Here is an 18,454-nt window from a genome sequence, read left to right as displayed (position 1 = left end):
GTCTTCTTTCTGCCTCCTGAAAATCTAAGGTGCATTATCTAGTATAAGCAAAAGAGAAGCTTTTCTTCAATTACTGTGATTTCATATAAAAAAGATAGGGTAGGTCCCTATCTTTTTTGTAATTTATATAACGTGACGATTCCAGTGGCGGTGAGCTGAAATAGCTTCAATAAATTCATCTGTAAAGCGTGTAGTTTCTCCAGTTACGACACCGGGACTACTATCTAAACCAGCAGCTTTTAGCCACTTAACACCTTCATCCGTCGCGCCAATTGGTTTAAAATGCTCGAATGCTTCTTGAGCAAATGTCAGTGCTTCTTTACGAAACTTCTCATCAGCCGACGCGCTTCCGACAACATAGACCGCATCGAATAAAACAGAATCACTTGTTAAGAACGTGTGCTGTACTTCAAGTTCTGATCCGTCTGTTCCTTTCACGTTTTGGAGGGTTGTGCTTACAATTTCAGGCTGAATGCCCTGTTGTTTTAAACTATTTAACACTTGTGGTAGGTCACCGCTAAAGTCATTAGCTACAATGACAGCTACTTTACGCGTATTCGGCTTTTTAATCGTCTGTTCCTGACTAAGAGCCGGAGATGACTTGGTCACTGGCGCGTCTTCTCCTGATGGAGGCGTTGCACCAATCGCTTGTGCTACTTGTTTAGCTAGCACTGTACTGACGTTGGCAAACATATCAACGACCTGCTGCTGAACAGACTTGCTTTTCACTTTTCCAAGCTCAAAGCTGAAAGCACTGATAATATGCTCTTTTTCAGTGTCGCTCATGCTATTCCAAAATAGCGTTGCCTGTGAAAAGTGGTCTTTAAAACTTTCGCTTCGGCTTCGAACTTTTCTTCCTTCCACTTTTTCTTGATAGTGAGCATAACCGCCCCCTGACTCTGGTACAGGAGCCGGGGTATTGGCTGCAAGAGAGTTTCTGTGATAGCTGACAGGCCCTTTGTTAATCGTTTGACGTCCGTAACCGTCTCGTTGATTGTTATGAAACGGGCATACTGGACGGTTGATTGGAAGTTCGTGAAAATTCGGACCGCCAAGACGAATAAGCTGGGTATCCGTGTATGAAAACAATCTTCCTTGTAAGAGAGGATCATTGGAAAAATCAATTCCCGGTACCACATGTCCCGGATGGAATGCGACTTGTTCCGTTTCGGCAAATACGTTGTCTACATTTCGATTTAAGGTCATTTTTCCAACCAATTTGACGGGAATGTCTTCTTCAGGCCAAAGCTTAGTTGGGTCGAGAATGTCAAAGTCGAATTTAAATTCATCTTCCTCATCTATGATTTGAATACCTAGCTCATATTCAGGATAGTCTCCGTTTTCAATCGATTCCCATAAATCGCGGCGATGAAAATCTGGGTCTTTCCCAGAAATTGTTTGAGCCTCGTCCCAAACAAGGGAATGCGTTCCGAGCACAGGCTTCCAGTGAAATTTGACAAAATGAGCTTTTCCTTCTGCATTAACTAAGCGGAAAGTATGTACGCCGAAGCCTTCCATCATACGCAAACTGCGTGGAATTGCACGGTCTGACATTGACCACATGACCATGTGAGCAGACTCTTGGTTATTAGCGACAAAATCCCAAAACGTATCGTGTGCTGAAGCTGCCTGCGGCATTTCGTTGTGTGGCTCAGGCTTAACAGCGTGAATTAAGTCCGGAAATTTAATCGCATCTTGGATAAAGAACACGGGAATGTTATTTCCAACTAAGTCATAGTTTCCTTCTTCTGTATAAAATTTTGTTGCAAAACCACGGGCGTCGCGCACCGTTTCAGCTGAACCTTTAGAACCTGCTACAGTAGAAAAACGGACAAATACAGGTGTTTTTACAGACGGATTCTGTAAAAATTTAGCTTTTGTATATTCACTTAGAGAGTCATACAGTTCAAATTCTCCGTGAGCAGCGAAGCCTCGTGCATGAACGATGCGTTCAGGAATGCGCTCGTGGTCAAAATGCGTCATTTTTTCACGGAAATGAAAGTCTTCCATAAGGGTTGGACCACGTTCACCTGCTTTTAAAGAAAATTCATCTTCGGAAAGCTTTAACCCTTGATTGGTTGTGAGCGCTTGGTTTCGATCATCTGTTTTAAACTGCTCGAGCTGTTCTTGCTTGCTTTTTTCATTTACAGGGTGCTTTTTTGTCATACATGTTTTCCTCCTTGATCTTTAGTTAATAATCATTACAAAATGTGTACCCTATCAAAAGTTGAAGCAAACAGAAATGTTGGAATTTTTTCGTAGGAAATCCGTTATTTTCTTGTTATGATTATGAATAAGTATTCATAAATAAGAAAATAAAAGGAGAGGGGATATATAGATGAAAACACGGGTAACAGATTTATTAGGAATTCAATATCCAATTGTACAAGGAGGTCTGGCTTATTTAGCGTACGCAGAACTTGCTGCTGCTGTCTCAAATGCAGGCGGGCTTGGACAAATCACAGCTATGACGCTCCGAACACCTGAGAAACTTCGAGCTGAAATTAAGAAAGTACGTTCTTTAACTGAGCGTCCTTTTGGCGTTAATTTTGCTGTTGGAGGTCAAACAGAAGGTTCTTATAAAGACCTTCTCGACGTAGCTGTAGAAGAAGGCGTGCCGGTTGTTTCCATAACAGGAGCAAATCCCGCACCTATTTTCGAGAGATTAAAAGGAACGGGAATTAAAACGCTCGTGCTTGTAGCCAACGTGCGTCAAGCTCAAAAAGCTGAGAAGCTAGGAGCAGATGCTGTCATGGCAGTGGGGCAAGAAGCAGGAGGACATATCGGACGTGAGGATCTGGGCACAATGGTATTAATTCCTCGAGTAGCTGCGGCTGTGTCAATTCCGGTTTTGGCAAGCGGAGGGATTGGAAACGGACAAGGATTATTGGCGGCGTTATCATTAGGCGCTGAAGGGATAGAAATGGGAACACGTTTTATCGCGACAAAAGAATGTGTAGATGCCCACGATGCGTATAAACAAGCTATTGTAGAAGCAAAAGAAACCGATACTGTAGTTATTAAACGTTCGTTCGGGGCACCTGGACGCGTATTGAAGTCTCACTATACCCTTGACATTATTGAGCGTGAGCAGCAAGGAGAGAGGTACGAAGAGTTAAAAGACGTCATTAGCGGAGGGGCAAACTGCCGGTATATTTATGAAAATAAAATCGATGAAGGCTATGGCTGGGCAGGTCAAGTCGTTGGACTGATTGATAGTATTCCAACGGTGCAAGAGTTTTTTGACAGTATGATAGAAGAAGCAGAAGCTGGTTCTAAACGACTGCTGAGTATCGTAGAAAAGAAGTAGAGATACAAGCCGTCATACTGCAGCAATTATTCGCATATTTATAATCTATATCTCTAAATGAGGTGAGAGAATGAAAAGGATGCGAGCATTTGCTATTATGACGTTTTTAGTAGTAGGTTCAGGGTATGCAGTTTTTACTAAAAAAGAAGAAGTTTCCAAGACTCAGCAAGCACAAGTGTACGAAGAAGCAAAGCCTGTTATTAAACAAATGGACAAACTGGATATTTGGCATAAAATCAGCAGCGGTTTAACTGAAGCGGGCTATGAATCAAGGGGCGTGAATTCTTCCCTTTACTCAAAAGACAGAGTAGAACTGGATGTGTATATGAAGCCTTCCGTTTCATCAGATGCCAAAACGCAAGAAACGATTAAACAAATGGTATATAAAATACTTGAAGAAAATAAGTTTCAGCAAAAGGCCTTTCATGTAACAATTAAATTCCTGCCCGAAAAACAAGCAAAATAGACTTGTCTCGGACAGGAAATTTTTTTATTAAAATGCTTTTTCATTGGCGGCTGGAATACTCTCTGGGAGAGAAATTGCAGCATTTTTGGGCTGATACGCAATTTTTCCGTCCAGCACATCATTTGCTTTTTGTAGATCTAGTAAATTTTCCCATCGTGCGATAATAAAAGCAGCTACCGCATAACCAATAATATTAACTGTAGTCCGGTAATTCCCCATAAAGCGATCAGGAGCGAGCATCAGAGCAACGGCTGCTACCGGAATGGAGCCGGTTGCTGCTGCGGTAGCAGAGAGAGCAACAAAAGCTGATCCTGGAATACCAGCCATTCCTTTAGACGTAAGAAGAAGAACACCAAGCATTAAAAGCTGATCAGTGAGGCTCAAATCCACGCCTGTTGCTTGTGCTAAAAAGACGAGGGCAAGAGACAAGTAGATGGAAGCACCGTCTAGATTAAATGAATAGCCTGTAGGTACAACAAGGCCAACGACTGCTTTGTTGCATCCTGCTTGTTCGAATTTATCCATGAGCTGCGGCATAACGGCTTCAGTGGAACCCGTAGCAAATGCCAGCATAATTTCTTCTCGTATATATAGAATGACTTTCCACAAACTTAATTTTAAATAGATTCGTAAAATAACAGCTAAAACAAGAACAAATGCTAGACAAGCAATTGTCATAGCGATAAATAGCTTTCCGAATGCAGCAAGTGTTCCAAGACCGTACTGACTAACTGCAAATGCCATGGCACTAAACGTGGCAAGAGCCGTTAATTTCATAATGTATCCCATAATTTTAAACAATACATCATTTACTTTCTCCAATACATTTAAAAGGGTCTCTGCTGTTTTTCCGCCTATATGGACAAGCGCGATGCCAAACAAACAAGAAATTAAAAGCACTTGAAGCATGGAGTTACTTGAAAAAGCACCAACTGCACTATCTGGAATCATATTAAGAAAAAAATCACCTTCACTCGGAAGTTCGGAGCCGTTTGTCTTGGCGTCCACTTCGCTTGTGTTTAAGCTTGAAGGATCAACATTCATACCGGTGCCCGGGTTCATTACGTTTGCTACTAATAGACCGATCGATAGAGCGAATGTTGTGACAATTTCGAAGTAAAGAATGGTTTTTCCGCCGATACGCCCAACTGTTTTAATGTTTCCAACTTTGGCAATTCCAACAACGACTACTCCAAAAATAAGAGGAGCAATCAGCATTTTGATAAGCTTAATAAAACCGTCTCCAATCGGTTTCACAGCATTTCCAAAGCTTGGCCATAGATATCCTACGGCTATGCCAAGTACAATTGCCATCATAATTTGAAAGAAAAGACCTTTATAAAAAGGTTTTTGCTTACTTTTTGCCGCTGTTTGTGTCATGTGTTCTCCCTTCGTCGTACAATTTTTTGGATATCACAACAGATGTTATGTTTTTTTACATTTTAACGTAAGGTTGTTTGAGGTGTCATTGGTCTCTTTGACTAAAATTCAATAAAAATATTAGTTGAAGTGTATAAGAAGGGAAGTGAGTGGTTTAAAACATTATTATTTTTAATACAAATCTTTAAAAAAACTAATAAAAAGCACATGCAAAGGCATGTGCTTTTATTTGTTAAATTAATTTAATTCCGCTAATTAGAATGATGGTTGCCATAATGGCTTGAAGCGGTCTTGAAGGCACTTTCGTTGATAAACGGCTTCCGATTAACACACCTGGAATAGATCCAGTTAATAGGTTAGCAGTCAACATGTAATCCACGCTTCCAAAGCTTGCATTTAAAATACCAGCCACCGTAACGAGAAGAAACGCATGTGCAATATCCGTTCCAACCAGCTCAGATGTTTTTAGCTTAAATAAGTACAGCATCGCAATCGCAAATAATGAGCCCGAACCAATCGATGTTAGTCCGACAATGAATCCAAAGACTACGCCAATTCCGATTGTTAATCCTTTTTTCTGATTTAAGTCCATTTCCTGAAACCGATTTGGGCGAATTAATTTATCAAAAAAGACGCGAAAGATAATTGAAATGGCAACCAGCGTCATGACATATCCAAGAGCGTGCTTAATAATCGTTTCTTGATGCTCGTGAAAAGATGGAAATGCATGAAGTGTGACAATAGCCAGCACAGCGCTCGGAATACTTCCAAAGGCTAAATATTTTGCTAATTTAAAGTTAATGGTTCGCTGTTTGTAGTGCTGAGCGACTCCGAATAATTTTGTGATAGAATTGTAGACAAGATCTGTTCCTACAGCAATGGAAGGGTTGATGCCGAGTACAATCAGTAAAGGTGTTAATAAAGCGGCACCTCCAACCCCCGTTAAGCCTACAAGGGTTCCAACGAATAATCCCATTAGGGTAATTGATAGTTCCATATTTCGTCCTCCTACTCTCAAAACCAAGTACATTGATCTGATTATAGAGCATTGTAGCTCATATGTAAATAAAATTCTGAATATTTTTAGTAAAGTTGAAAAGGTTTTCTTAGCCTTCACTATTTTAGGGAACGGACGATAAAGTCATAGGAAGTTATAAAAAAGTAAATAGAATACGTTTATTTATCTATGATTACGCTCTAATTTGTGTTACAAATGTAAATGCAATAAAAGAGTTTATTTTTATCTCATTTGAAAGACCGGTGAATGCATGAGTTTTGTCACGAAAGATTTGTTAATTAATTTTTTATTTATTTTATTGGCGCTGTTTTTAGTGCAGATGTTTTATTTAATCAAGTATGCTAAAAAAATTCATTGGTGGAAAGATCGTTATATCGCGGTATTTCCGATTTTAGCCATTACCTTTTGCCTTTTGTTTCCCGTTAACGGAGCTTATGTCCCGGATGACTATCGAATGGATCTACGAAGAATTCCTTATATTTTAGGAACGTTATATGGGGGCTGGCCGCTTGGAAGCTTGCTTTTTGTCTTTATTTTACTGCTGCGCTTGCTAATTGGCGGGTACGATGTAGGGTTTTTATCAACATTAATCGCTCTTCCGATTTTATCCATTCCTTTATTTTTCATAACAAAATACTTCTTAAATTTCTCATTAAAAAATAGAATTATCGTAAGCACCTGTCTTAGTATAATCGGTTCTTTATTAGCTATGCTTGTATCTATTTTTGTCTTGCACGTAACGAGCATTCCTATTAGCGTGTGGGTTCAATTCGCGATTTTAGATGTAGCAGGCATGTTTGTAATTACCATACTGTGGGAAGCGATACGGGCAAATTTACTAGTGCTGCAACGCCTGATGAAAGCAGAGAAACTAGAAATTGTCAGTCATTTAGCTGCCAGCATCTCTCATGAGGTGCGAAATCCTCTAACGGCAAGCAGAGGATTTATGCAAATGCTGCAAGAAGATGAAAAAGAACCTGCTAAAAAACGCTACATTTCAATTGCGATTAACGAACTAGACCGCGCAAAAGAAATCATTGATGATTACTTGCTGTTTGCCAATTCTGCACCAGAACGAAATGAAAAAATGAATATTTCAGAAGAGATTCATCACGTCACCCATATTATGACTCCTCTTGCAAATATGAATGGAGTCGCGATTGATTTTACATTTGATGAAGAAGTGAAGTGCTTCGTTATGGGAGAAAGAAGAAAGCTTCAGCAGTGTTTAATCAATTTATTTAAAAATAGTATTGAAGCGATGCAAAACAGAGGCACGTTAACTATTAAAGTAGGAAAAGAAGGCGGAGCTGTTATCGTGGATATTATTGATACGGGCTGCGGCATGACGCAAGAACAAATCAACCGGCTAGGCGAACCGTATTTTACAACAAAAGAAAAAGGTACCGGGCTTGGAACGATGGTATCTTTTAGCATTATTCATTATATGAAGGGCAAAGTGAGTGTGTCTAGCGTAAAAGGAAAAGAAACGTGTTTTTCACTTGAATTTCCACTTTGTGAATAAAGAGCAGCCTTAGGGCTGCTTTTTTTATACGCAAAAGTTTTAGAGATAGATAAGAGTAAACTGATTATTAAAAAAAGTATTGAATTCAATAAATGAAAGCGTTATAATCTATTTAAAGTTATCCGAAACGTTTTGGAGGAATTTTAGGTGACAACGATTAAAGATATAGCGCGAGTTGCTGGCGTATCTGTAACAACGGTGTCTCGGGCTTTAAATGGTTATTCAGATGTAAATGAAAAAACACGGCAAAAGATTGCAGCCGTAGCAAAAGAGCTGAACTACAGCCCTAATACGTTAGCTCGAGGACTGGTTATGCAAAAGTCAAAGACTATTGGACTATTGGTTTCAGGCATCAGTAGAGAAAGCGTAAAAGATAATTTTACATTTGAAGTGCTGTGCGGTGTAAATGAGCGAGCATCTACTTTAGGGTATGATTTGATTTTATTCAATACAAACACGATGATGCAACGAGAAAAAACATATACCCAGCTTTGTCGAGAGCGAAGGGTAGACGGGGCAATTATTCAAGGTATTAAGAAAGAAGATCCTTATTTAAAAGAAGTAGTAGAAAGCGATATCCCTTGTGTTTTAGTTGATATTCCCGTTCATTCTAATTCAGTGGGCTATGTCACGACTGATAATGCCTTGGGAGCTAAAAAAGCAGTTGAACACTTAGCGAGTCTTGGTCATCAGCATATCGGGATGATTAACGGACATGAAGACGCATTTGTCAGCCAAGAACGTCTCAACGGATACAGAGAAGCGCTCAAAGAATGCGGTTTGTCGTTTCATTCTGAGTGGGTTGTAAGCGGGAATTTTGAAGAAAAGAAAGCAGAGAAAGCTGCCCGGGAGCTTATAAATCGGCATAAAGAGGTCACTGCTATTTTTTGTGCAAGTGATTTAATGGCACTTGGAGCACTAAAAGCATGCAAAGAACTTGGCCTTCAAGTACCGAAAGATATTTCGATTGTCGGATACGATAATATTGTCCTTGCCTCTTACTCGTCTCCAAATTTGACGACTGTAGGACAGGAAGTATATCAAATTGGCTATCAAGCTGCAGATTTACTAATTGAGATGTTAGAAGGAAAAGAAACAAATATGAAGCGTTATCTTGATACAAAGCTGATCATTCGAGAATCAACAGCTAAAAACCACAACTAGTGGTTTTTATATAATGTAAAAACCGAAACGTTTCGGTATTGTGCGACGTTTTTCCAAAACGTTTCGGTAAAACTTAGGGGGATGAAAATGGATTACCGTGTTATTAAAGAAAATGACTTATTTTTACTGACTGATTCAGCAGGAAATATCAACGAAAACCATCAGTATGGTTTAGGATTATATATGAAAGATACGCGTTTTTTGAGCAAGTTTCATTTGAAAATTAATGATGCAGATCCTGTATTATTGACCTCAAGTGCAGAGGAGAATCTATTAGCCACAATTCTTCTTACTAATCCGCATATGGAAAAAGAAGGAGAGCTTGTACTATGGCGAGAGTCTTTAGAAATAGAAAGAAAACGCTTTATATATGGAGGGGTTTTCTACGAAAAAATAAAGTTAAAAAGCTATTTTCCTAAAAGAATTGCTTTTACATTAAGTATGCAAGCAGATGTCGATTTTAACGATATGTTCATCGTAAGAGGTTTTCAAACTGGAAATGTCGGAAAACGAACGGGGCAAATAAAAGGAGAAAGCAGCCTAACATATACATACAAAGGAGAAGATGATATCAAGCGGGCTACACGGATTCTTTGGGATAAAAAAGCTTCATATGTGGATGAGCAAGGAGAGATTACATTTTCTGTTGAACTCAATCATCAAGAAGAAGAAGAAATTACATTAATGGTTCAGCCGCAAATGGGCGAAGACACCAATGAGGATATTTTATCAGCCGGTGAAGCATTTAGTTTACTACGCCAGTCATATAAAAAATGGGAAAAATCTTCTACAAAAGTAACAACCGATCATCCGACAATGCAGCGTCTTATTACAAGAGGACTTAACGACCTGCGCGTACTGCTAACGGACGTAGGATTCGGTGTCTTTCCAGTAGCAGGGTTGCCTTGGTTTGGCGTGCCATTTGGAAGGGATAGTCTAATTGCAGCGCTTCAAATGCTGGCTTTTAATCCCGAAGTAGCAAAAGGAACGCTGCGTACGATGGCAGCGTATCAAGGAACGGCAAATGATCCATGGCGTGATGAACAGCCGGGTAAAATTATGCATGAAATACGTTACGGGGAACTTGCTAACACAAACCAAATCCCTTTTACGCCGTATTATGGAACAATTGACGCGACGCCATTGTTTTTAATTTTATTAACGGAATATGTAAAGTGGACGGGAGACTTGGAGTTTGTACAAGAAATGCAAATGACTATTGATGGAGCTTTGACATGGATCAACGAATATGGGGATCGAGACGGCGATTTATTTCTTGAATATCATCAAGAGTCAAGTAAAGGAATTGCTAACCAAGGTTGGAAAGACTCAGGAGATTCTGTTGTCCATCGCAGCGGTGAATATGCAAAAACTCCCATTGCTTTAGTGGAAGTACAAGGCTATGTATATCAAGCAAAAATGGGTATTGCTTCTTTATATGATCAGTTAAACAAAACAACTGAAGCAAATAATTTACGTGAAGAAGCAAAGCAGCTGCGTAAAAAATTTAATGAAGCCTTTTGGATGGATGACGTATCATTCTACGCAATTGCACTCGATGAACATAAACATCAAGTAGGAACAGTTACGTCAAATCCAGGTCATGTACTTTTAGCCGAGATGATGGATGAGGAGAAGCTGAACAAAGTAGCAGAAAGGCTAGTATCAGAATCTATGTTTTCGGGATACGGTATCCGCACAATGGCAGAAGGGGAAGCAGGCTATAATCCAATGAGTTATCATGACGGGAGCATTTGGCCGCATGATAATAGTTTAATTGTTCTTGGTTTGAGTAAAGCGAACAAGCAAACAGAAGCCAATAAAATTATAAAAGGGCTGGTTGATGCAGCTGGGCATTTTGAATACGACCGCCTTCCAGAATTATTCTGCGGCTATTCAAGTAAACTTGATAAGCCTGTTAAATATCCCGTTGCTTGTTCACCTCAGGCTTGGGCAGCCGGCACGCCTTTAGCTTTCGTACAGGCGATGCTGAGACTGTTTCCTGATAGTACAGCAGGTACGATACAGATAAATCCTGTGCTCATAGACGATATGAATGAACTCTCTGTAGAAAACCTTGTGATTGGCAGTGGAAAACTATCATTAACGGTTAAAAAAGAAGGAAGCGAAACTATTATTTACGTGAAGGAAAATACGACAAAATACGAGCTTCTATCTCAATGTAAAGTAAGAGCTCATGTAGGTTAATTCGACTGCGGCTTATTAGGCGTCACTTAATAAGCCGCAGGTCAATGAAATGAAAGGAGACAACCGATGAAGAAGTGGATACTTGCTTTATGTCTGCTGCTGGCAGTGACCGGAGCAGTTTTAACTGGATGTTCAAACGTACAAGAAGTTTCTGGGGAAAATGATCGGGTCGAAATTGTGTTGGCCGGCTGGGGAGGCAACCCAACAGAAACAAAGTTGCTTAATCAAACTATTCAAGACTTTGAAAATCTTCATCCTTCCATTCATGTGAAGCATGAAGTAATCACTGATCAATACATGGATATTTTAAAAACACGTTTAATCGGTGGAAACGGTCCAGATGTTTTTTATCTGGATGCACTTGAAGCGCCTGGTCTTATTAATACAGGCGTTTTAGAACCTTTGAATTCTTATGTAAAGTCTGATTTTGATGTTCAAGATTTTGAGAAACCATTATTGAAAGCGTTTCAAAAAAATGGAGAGACATATGGTTTTCCAAAAGATTACTCCACATTAGGCTTATTTTACAACAAAAAGCTATTTAAAGAAGCAGGAGTAGAAGTACCAAAAACATGGGATGAGTTTGAAGAAGTTTCAAAAGTATTTAAAAAGAAAGGGATTCAAGCGTTTGGTATCACCCCGGAATTAGCACGTGTCTTTTATATGGCGCAGGCAAACGGAGGAGACGTGGTAAAGAACAATAAGGCAAATTTTGCTACGAAAGAAGTCGTTGACGCTCTTCAGCCGCTCATTGATCAGCATTTAAAAGATAAAACGTCTGTACAACCCTCTGATGTAGGCGCAAACTCAGGCACGGACATGTTTGCACAACAAAAAGTGGCTATGGTAATTGAAGGGAATTGGATGATTCCGTTTCTACAAGAGTCCTTCCCAAAACTTGATTACGGTACAGCAGAAGTTCCGACAATAAACGGTCATAAAAATACGATGGCATTTACGGTGGCGTATGTAATGAATGCTGACTCGAAGAAGAAAAAAGCGTCTTGGGAGCTCATTCAGTACTTAACTGGTAAAGAAGGAATGGAAACTTGGACAAGTAAGGGGTACGCATTGCCAACAAGAAAATCCGTAGCGGATAAACTTGGTTTTGCTGAAGACAAAAAACGAGGTCCATTAGTAAAAGGAGCTGCTTATGCTACTGTCTGGCAAGACGGTCCGTATTTACCTATTATCATGAATAACTTTAATAACCAGTTTTTAAGCGCCTTTTTGGGACAAAGTGATTTAGAAACAGCTTTGAAAAAAGCACAAAAGCAGGCAAACCAAGAGATTAGTATTTATGAATAAGACTAGGCGGGGGAGTGGAGGAAATGAAAAACAGAAAAATACGAACATACAAACCTCGTGATGTTGGGCAAGGATATGCTTTTATGTCACCTACACTGTTTGTGCTTTTGTTATTTGTTATTGCACCTATTTTTTACGCCATCTTTTTATCTTTACATAAAGTTCAATTACTGGGTGGGACTGAGTTCCATTTTCGAGGGCTTGAGAACTACATGAAGGTTCTGGAAGATGACAAGGCTAAAATTGCTCTTTGGAATACGGTGAAGTATGTAGTAATTGTTGTGCCGGTACAAACCGCATTGGCACTTATACTGGCTGCCACATTAAATGCAGGGCTAAAAGCAGAAAAAGTTTTTCGTATTATTTATTTTTTACCAACGCTTACATCATCGGCCGTATTAACGCTTATTTTTATGTGGATGTACAATCAAAATGGGATTGTGAATGAGTTTTTAAAGTTTATCGGTCTCCCAACTTACAATTGGCTTGGAGATCCGCAGGTCGCTTTGATTGCCATTATGATTATGAACATTTGGGCAACAGCTCCATTTTTTATGGTTATTTATTTGGCAGCTTTGCAGGACGTACCCGATTCGCTGTATGAAGCAGCTCAGTTAGACGGTGCTAATGTGTTTCAACGATTTTGGCATATTACAGTTCCGAATCTGCGTCCGGTTACATCTTTCGTGGTGATCATGGGACTAATTGGCACGTTTCAGCTGTTTGATCAATCGTTTATTTTTTCAGGAGGTTCAGGGGGACCTAATAACTCGACTCTAACTGTTGTTCTTCTTATTTATCAATATGCATTTAAAAATTTAGGAACCATGGGATATGCTGCAGCACTAGCCTTTATGTTGGCGCTCGTGATTTTGGTGGCAACGGTTATTCAGCGAAAGTTTTCAAAAGAAGAAAGTATGTACTAAGGGGGGAAGAAAAAGATGAAGAAAAAAACGGGGGTCCTCATTTTATATGCTATTTTAAGCATATACGCACTGATTACGCTAATTCCATTTATTTGGGCGCTGTCAGCTTCTTTTAAAACGCTTGAAGAAATTGTGTCAGGTACGGTGAACTTTATTCCAAAACACTTTACGCTAGACAACTATAAACAAATTTTTGTGGAACAAAAGCTGTTCCCGCGCTGGATGTTTAATAGCTTATTTATTGCTGTAGTAGGAACAGCACTGAATTTGCTATTTAACTCAATGGCTGGTTATGCCCTTGCACGCCTCAGTTTCCCGGGAAAGAAAAGTTTGTTTATTATTATTTTAGCTGTGCTTATGATTCCTGGACAAGTAACCATGATCCCTAATTTTTTAATTTTGAAAGAGTTAGGCTGGTTAAATACCTATCAGGGAATGATTGTACCCGGAATGGTAAATGCGACTTTTATATTTATGATGCGTCAATTTTTTATTAATTTCCCAAAAGAGCTTGAAGAAGCAGCGGAGTTGGATGGGTTATCGAAGTTTGGAACATTCTTCAAAATAGTCCTTCCACTTGCAAAACCTGCCTTAGCAGCACAAACGATTTTTGTATTTATGGGATTTTGGAATGATTTTATGAAGCCTTTAATTGTGATGTCTGATGAAAATATGTTTACATTAACTTTAGGGCTTAACACATTTAAAGGTCAGTATATCAGTTATTGGAACTATATTATGGCAGCTTCCATGGTTTTTACACTTCCCATTTTACTCATTTATGCGTTTTTTAATAAATATTTTATTAAAGGAATCTCGTTTACTGGAGGAAAATAAAAAAGAGGCTGGGATAAAAATATTTTAGTTAGAATTATAAACGAACGATTAATTAAAAAATATTAATCGTTCGTTTTTTGTTATTATGATGAACGTGAATTTCATATGTTTAGTCGCTTTTAGCAGTTGATGAAAGGGCAAGGCGAAGACTCCTGCGGGAAAAGCGGAACAGGTAAGGCCCCGCAGAAGCGTACGCGACGAGGAGGCTCACCGGCCGCCCGCAGAAAGCCAAGTCTTGTACGGAAATCAACAGCGGTGTAACAAGTAATCTTATACTAACTCCTTTATTCAATTTATTCGTCTTTAAATTGGATGGATTTAGTTACGTCTTAATCTCTTTTTAATGACGTTCACTCACATACTGATCAATCATCGTTTGCAGTTCCTCTAGGGTCGTTTTACTGTTGTTAACAGACAGCTGCTTTAACGAATGAAGAGCACTATCCACAACAAACTTGCGGGGATTTGGCTGTTTAAACAGCTCTTCTTCAATAAAACTAATAAGCTCTGTGCATTTTTGACGTTCGAATTCATCCGTAAATTGTTTGTGCAACTGTTTTTTTAAATCGATAAGTGCTGCAGAAATGTCCTGTTCTATTTGATGTTTAGTATTCGGGCAAGATGGAAGCCATTCTTTAATCGTTTGCGGATCGAGCAAAATGTCTCCTGAATTTGCTACTTCCTCTACAAGAGGAAGCAGGCGCTTGACACTGTAGCTTATGATCTCATGGGGGTCAGTATTTGTGCCGTTAACCATAAAATTATAGTGAAAGTTGCGATGAAGCATGCCAAGAAACATAATTGCACAATCTAGCAGGTACGGTTTCTTTTCTTGTCCAAATAAATCAATGAACCGTTTGTAAACCCAGTTTACTTCAATAAACTGGGTGTTTTTTATGTATGCTTTTAAATCGGGATCATTGGAAACAAATACTTCTTCAAGTAATGTAAAAAATTTATGTTTATGATGGTTTTTCATCTGTGCATCAATCTGTTTAACAAACACATCTACATCGGTCAGGCTTTTACCAACCAGCAGCTGATTTCGCTCTTGTTCAATTGTTGTATGAAGCCAGGTAAAAACAGCGATTAATAATTCATTTTTTGAAGAAAAATAGTTGTAGAATGTTCCTTTTGAAATGCCGCTATAATCAATGATGTCTTGAATAGATGTAGCTTGAAATCCTTTTTCAACGAAGAGATGGTGTGCATTTTTTACAACTTGCTGTTTTCGGTTGTTCATTATTATCACCTAAATATAAAATTAGACTCATGGTCCAACTTTATGATACATGATTTAAAGCGTTTACACAAATGTTCTTTTCAAAAAAAAGGCGATATCACGACAATGTATTGAGATAAAAGGATTAAAGGACTAAAAAAGTCGATAAAATAAAGGACATGAACGCAAGATTTTTCGCTTGCATAAATTGAACTCACAGTATAATATACTCTATGTAGAACGTGTGTCTAAAAAATGAACTTAAAGTATAAGGAGGTACAATAATGAGTCAATCGATAAATCAAATGGAAAAGCCGCCTTATGGCATAATTGCTATTTTGTTAATTGGCGCTTTTATCTCATTGTTGAATGAAACGTTATTAAACGTGGCGCTGCCGTCTATTATGAAAGACTTAGATGTGACAACGTCAACTGTCCAGTGGCTTTCTACTGGTTATATGTTAGTAAATGGTATTATGATTCCAACTACCGCTTTTTTAATTCAGCGTTATTCTGTCAGAGGCTTATTTTTAACGGCTATGACTTTATTTACAGCAGGAACAATACTTGCCGGTGCTTCGTCCGTATTTTCGGTCTTGTTAACCGCTCGTATTATTCAAGCATCAGGCGCAGCCATTATGATGCCGCTTTTAATGAACGTATTGCTCACAAGTTTCCCATTAGAAAAACGCGGAGCTGCGATGGGGATCTTCGGTTTAGTTATGATTTTTGCTCCGGCAATTGGTCCTACCTTATCAGGGTGGCTGATTGAACACTATGAGTGGAGAATGCTGTTCCACCTTGTTACGCCAATCGCGGCAATTGTATTAATAGGTGCTTTCTTCCTATTAAAAGACAAAAAAGAAAAAGTGGAAATCAATTTGGATTTTTTATCTCTTTTGTTATCTACAATTGGATTTGGAGGACTTCTATACGGATTTAGCTCAGCAGGAGATAAAGGCTGGGATTCTGTGGAAGTATACGGCACCATTATCGTAGGAGCTGTGGCGCTGATTTTATTTATTACGCGTCAGTTCAAGCTAAAAACACCTATGCTTGAATTCCGTATTTTTAAATATCCAATGTTTGCTTTATCGTCAACGATTTCAATGGTAATCACAATGGCGTTATTCTCAGCCATGCTGTTAATGCCAATTTATGTTCAAACGGTACGAGGCATTTCTCCGCTTCACTCAGGATTACTAATGCTTCCGGGTGCGCTGCTAATGGGTGTGATGTCTCCGATTACCGGAAAATTATTTGATAAATTCGGAGCGCGTGCACTGGCTGTAACGGGTCTAACGATTACAGCCGTCACGACGTATTTCTTCAGTAACTTAGAGCTTGATACGACATATACAACGCTCATTACGCTTTACACGCTTCGCATGTTCGGAATGTCTATGGTGATGATGCCAGTTATGACAAACGGATTAAATCAGCTGCCGCAGCGCTTTAATCCGCATGGTACTGCGATGAATAACACGCTTCAACAAGTATCGGGAGCTATTGGTTCGGCTCTTTTAGTAACGGTGATGTCAAATCGTACAGCTACGCACGCAAAAGAGCTTGCTCAAGATGCAATGAGCGGAGCAGGAGCAGCGAATGCAACGGCAGCCGGGGCAGCTCAAATGAAAGAACAAATTGGGATGCAGGCAATGGTACAAGGAATTAACGATGCGTTTGCCGTCTCAGTAGTACTAGTGGTGGTTGCCTTAATTCTTTCAGTGTTTATGAAACGCGCCACGCCGGCAAGTGAAGATGAAGTGATAAAGGAAAAAGCAGGACGCGAGCAGTTTGCTAAATAAAAAAGAAATCCCCGCTGAGACAGCGGGGATTTCTTTAGCTTGTATATCTAAAGCTTAAGCCCATTTTCTTTAATAATTTCCGGTAGCCGATGGACGTTTGATCAGCCATAATATGCGCTTCCATCTGCAGGTCTAAAGGCAAGTCTTCAGGCTTTTGGTTTTCAACCATTTCACGGTCTTCGTCAAAGACGCGAAGGTTAAAGTCATACACACCTTCAACGGGAGAATCTTTGTCAAAGTTTCGAGCGATTGGTGCGAATAAACGTGTTTCGCGGGCTGAAATAGGAGAGACTGCATTCATAATCCACAGCTCTGCGCCTTCTGGGAAGTATACTTTTAGCGTAGCTGTAAACGGCGGATAAACATCAAAGACGCGAAGCCATTTAAAATCAGGTGGATTTAAATGCTGCTGTTCTTTGGAATAATTGCTCACGGTGCTCGTATATTCTACATGAAGCCCATAATCTGTATCGCTTACTTTATATTTAGGCACAAAGGCGTTGTTTCGATCACCAAATGTGTCCGTGTGCACCCAAGCAAAATGAGCTACGTCTAAAAAGCCTTCCATTTGACGACCAGCCGAACCCATGATATCAAAGCTGGGACAAACAATTTGCTGAAAATCAGGGGCCTCCCACGCATCGAAGTAAGGCAGGTTATCTTGTTCACCTGTCAGGGAAGTCCACACTAATCCAAATCGTTCAATAACTGGATAGACAGCCATACACAGGCGGGGAGAAATGTTGGCATCAGGGTGAGCTGGAATCGACGTGCATGCGCCGTCCGTTGCATAGCGGAAGCCGTGGTAAGGACAGACAATTTCATCATCTTCCACCCAGCCCATACTAAGGGGGGTGCCTCGGTGAACGCATAAATCACGAGCCGCTACTACTTTGTGTGTGGTACGGTATAGAACTAGATTTACATCTAGCAGTTTTACGGACGTTGGTTTCTCTGTTACATCACTGCAGCGTGCGACGGGGTACCAATACTTAGCGAGCGTCGTCCAATCTTCCAGGCTGAACGTGCAGTCTCTTGGGTAGGGAGTTGCCGTTTTTGATTTGGTCATGGTTGGTTGTTGTTCCATCTATTTTCTTCCCTTCTTTTGTAAGCTCTTTTACTAAGGGTAATATAAAAAAAGAAAATTCACACAATTTATGTAAGGAGTTCTAACATAAAATATGGAACTTTGTAGAAAGTGCGAATTTCAGAAGAAGCAAATTAGAGAATATACCAATAAAAAAATTTAAAAAAGCGCTTCCTAAATGAATTTAAACGTGAT

At 39.5% G+C, this 18,454-nt stretch carries 15 protein-coding genes; 10 read left to right on the top strand and 5 right to left on the bottom strand.

Going from position 1 to position 18,454, the window contains the following annotated elements; genetic code table 11:
- Positions 1–123 precede the first annotated feature (123 nt).
- A complete protein-coding gene (locus tag OK414_RS20610) occupies positions 124–2,166 on the bottom strand; it encodes a catalase (RefSeq protein ID WP_047930687.1) in 2,043 nt (680 codons plus the stop codon).
- A 172-nt stretch (positions 2,167–2,338) separates the two neighbouring features.
- On the opposite strand from OK414_RS20610, the gene OK414_RS20605 reads away from it, so the two are divergent.
- Entirely contained in the window at positions 2,339–3,310 is a 972-nt protein-coding gene (locus OK414_RS20605) for an NAD(P)H-dependent flavin oxidoreductase (RefSeq protein ID WP_263045004.1), read from the top strand.
- A 70-nt stretch (positions 3,311–3,380) separates the two neighbouring features.
- Complete coding sequence (locus tag OK414_RS20600; RefSeq protein WP_263045003.1) at positions 3,381–3,776, top strand: hypothetical protein; 396 nt, start codon at positions 3,381–3,383, stop codon at positions 3,774–3,776.
- A 27-nt stretch (positions 3,777–3,803) separates the two neighbouring features.
- Here OK414_RS20600 and OK414_RS20595 read toward each other — a convergent pair whose 3' ends face one another.
- Together OK414_RS20595 and OK414_RS20590 are read right to left on the bottom strand one after the other, a co-directional pair.
- Positions 3,804–5,156, bottom strand: a complete 1,353-nt coding sequence (locus OK414_RS20595; RefSeq protein ID WP_263045002.1) for a cation:dicarboxylate symporter family transporter — start codon at positions 5,154–5,156, stop codon at positions 3,804–3,806.
- Between the two features lie 232 nt (positions 5,157–5,388).
- Complete coding sequence (locus tag OK414_RS20590) at positions 5,389–6,153, bottom strand: sulfite exporter TauE/SafE family protein (protein ID WP_025750122.1); 765 nt, start codon at positions 6,151–6,153, stop codon at positions 5,389–5,391.
- A 271-nt stretch (positions 6,154–6,424) separates the two neighbouring features.
- Here OK414_RS20590 and OK414_RS20585 point away from each other — a divergent pair, with 271 nt between their 5' ends.
- From OK414_RS20585 to OK414_RS20555, 7 genes are all read left to right on the top strand, one after another.
- The gene (locus OK414_RS20585; protein WP_263045001.1) at positions 6,425–7,699 is read left to right on the top strand and encodes an ATP-binding protein; all 1,275 of its coding nucleotides are present in this window, start codon (positions 6,425–6,427) and stop codon (positions 7,697–7,699) included.
- Between the two features lie 147 nt (positions 7,700–7,846).
- Positions 7,847–8,863, top strand: a complete 1,017-nt coding sequence (locus OK414_RS20580) for a LacI family DNA-binding transcriptional regulator (protein ID WP_034649513.1) — start codon at positions 7,847–7,849, stop codon at positions 8,861–8,863.
- A gap of 87 nt (positions 8,864–8,950) precedes the next feature.
- A complete protein-coding gene (locus tag OK414_RS20575; RefSeq protein WP_263045000.1) occupies positions 8,951–11,071 on the top strand; it encodes an amylo-alpha-1,6-glucosidase in 2,121 nt (706 codons plus the stop codon).
- A gap of 66 nt (positions 11,072–11,137) precedes the next feature.
- On the top strand, positions 11,138–12,379 hold the full coding sequence (locus OK414_RS20570) for an ABC transporter substrate-binding protein (RefSeq protein WP_263044999.1): 1,242 nt from the start codon (positions 11,138–11,140) through the stop codon (positions 12,377–12,379).
- A 23-nt stretch (positions 12,380–12,402) separates the two neighbouring features.
- Positions 12,403–13,305: a carbohydrate ABC transporter permease gene (locus tag OK414_RS20565; protein WP_034649519.1), complete on the top strand. Its 903-nt coding sequence runs from the start codon at positions 12,403–12,405 to the stop codon at positions 13,303–13,305.
- Between the two features lie 15 nt (positions 13,306–13,320).
- On the top strand, positions 13,321–14,142 hold the full coding sequence (locus OK414_RS20560; protein ID WP_013058617.1) for a carbohydrate ABC transporter permease: 822 nt from the start codon (positions 13,321–13,323) through the stop codon (positions 14,140–14,142).
- Positions 14,143–14,268: 126 nt separating this feature from the next.
- A complete protein-coding gene (locus tag OK414_RS20555) occupies positions 14,269–14,403 on the top strand; it encodes a hypothetical protein (RefSeq protein ID WP_263045157.1) in 135 nt (44 codons plus the stop codon).
- A 79-nt stretch (positions 14,404–14,482) separates the two neighbouring features.
- Here OK414_RS20555 and OK414_RS20550 read toward each other — a convergent pair whose 3' ends face one another.
- Positions 14,483–15,385 carry a TetR/AcrR family transcriptional regulator gene (locus tag OK414_RS20550; RefSeq protein ID WP_034649522.1) on the bottom strand — a complete coding sequence of 301 codons (903 nt, stop codon included), beginning with the start codon at positions 15,383–15,385 and terminating at the stop codon, positions 14,483–14,485.
- Between the two features lie 263 nt (positions 15,386–15,648).
- Here OK414_RS20550 and OK414_RS20545 point away from each other — a divergent pair, with 263 nt between their 5' ends.
- Positions 15,649–17,172 (top strand): DHA2 family efflux MFS transporter permease subunit, encoded by a 1,524-nt coding sequence (locus tag OK414_RS20545; RefSeq protein WP_263044998.1) that lies wholly within the window; start codon positions 15,649–15,651, stop codon positions 17,170–17,172.
- A 34-nt stretch (positions 17,173–17,206) separates the two neighbouring features.
- Here OK414_RS20545 and OK414_RS20540 read toward each other — a convergent pair whose 3' ends face one another.
- A complete protein-coding gene (locus OK414_RS20540; RefSeq protein WP_034649526.1) occupies positions 17,207–18,259 on the bottom strand; it encodes an aromatic ring-hydroxylating oxygenase subunit alpha in 1,053 nt (350 codons plus the stop codon).
- Positions 18,260–18,454 lie beyond the last annotated feature (195 nt).

The organism is Priestia sp. JV24 (assembly GCF_025910025.1).
In the GTDB taxonomy this organism is placed as follows: Bacteria; Bacillota; Bacilli; order Bacillales; family Bacillaceae_H; genus Priestia; species Priestia megaterium.
The sequence above is the reverse complement of the archived record's forward strand: the minus strand, read 5'-3'. Positions and strand labels throughout refer to the sequence as shown.

Coding starts and splice junctions, on each gene's coding strand:
- OK414_RS20565 (WP_034649519.1), top strand. CDS start 12,403: ATGAAAAACAGAAAAATACGAACATACAAACCTCGTGATGTTGGGCAA.
- OK414_RS20540 (WP_034649526.1), bottom strand. CDS start 18,259: ATGGAACAACAACCAACCATGACCAAATCAAAAACGGCAACTCCCTAC.
- OK414_RS20550 (WP_034649522.1), bottom strand. CDS start 15,385: ATGAACAACCGAAAACAGCAAGTTGTAAAAAATGCACACCATCTCTTC.
- OK414_RS20605 (WP_263045004.1), top strand. CDS start 2,339: ATGAAAACACGGGTAACAGATTTATTAGGAATTCAATATCCAATTGTA.
- OK414_RS20575 (WP_263045000.1), top strand. CDS start 8,951: ATGGATTACCGTGTTATTAAAGAAAATGACTTATTTTTACTGACTGAT.
- OK414_RS20595 (WP_263045002.1), bottom strand. CDS start 5,156: ATGACACAAACAGCGGCAAAAAGTAAGCAAAAACCTTTTTATAAAGGT.
- OK414_RS20560 (WP_013058617.1), top strand. CDS start 13,321: ATGAAGAAAAAAACGGGGGTCCTCATTTTATATGCTATTTTAAGCATA.
- OK414_RS20590 (WP_025750122.1), bottom strand. CDS start 6,153: ATGGAACTATCAATTACCCTAATGGGATTATTCGTTGGAACCCTTGTA.
- OK414_RS20600 (WP_263045003.1), top strand. CDS start 3,381: ATGAAAAGGATGCGAGCATTTGCTATTATGACGTTTTTAGTAGTAGGT.
- OK414_RS20545 (WP_263044998.1), top strand. CDS start 15,649: ATGAGTCAATCGATAAATCAAATGGAAAAGCCGCCTTATGGCATAATT.
- OK414_RS20585 (WP_263045001.1), top strand. CDS start 6,425: ATGAGTTTTGTCACGAAAGATTTGTTAATTAATTTTTTATTTATTTTA.
- OK414_RS20570 (WP_263044999.1), top strand. CDS start 11,138: ATGAAGAAGTGGATACTTGCTTTATGTCTGCTGCTGGCAGTGACCGGA.
- OK414_RS20610 (WP_047930687.1), bottom strand. CDS start 2,166: ATGACAAAAAAGCACCCTGTAAATGAAAAAAGCAAGCAAGAACAGCTC.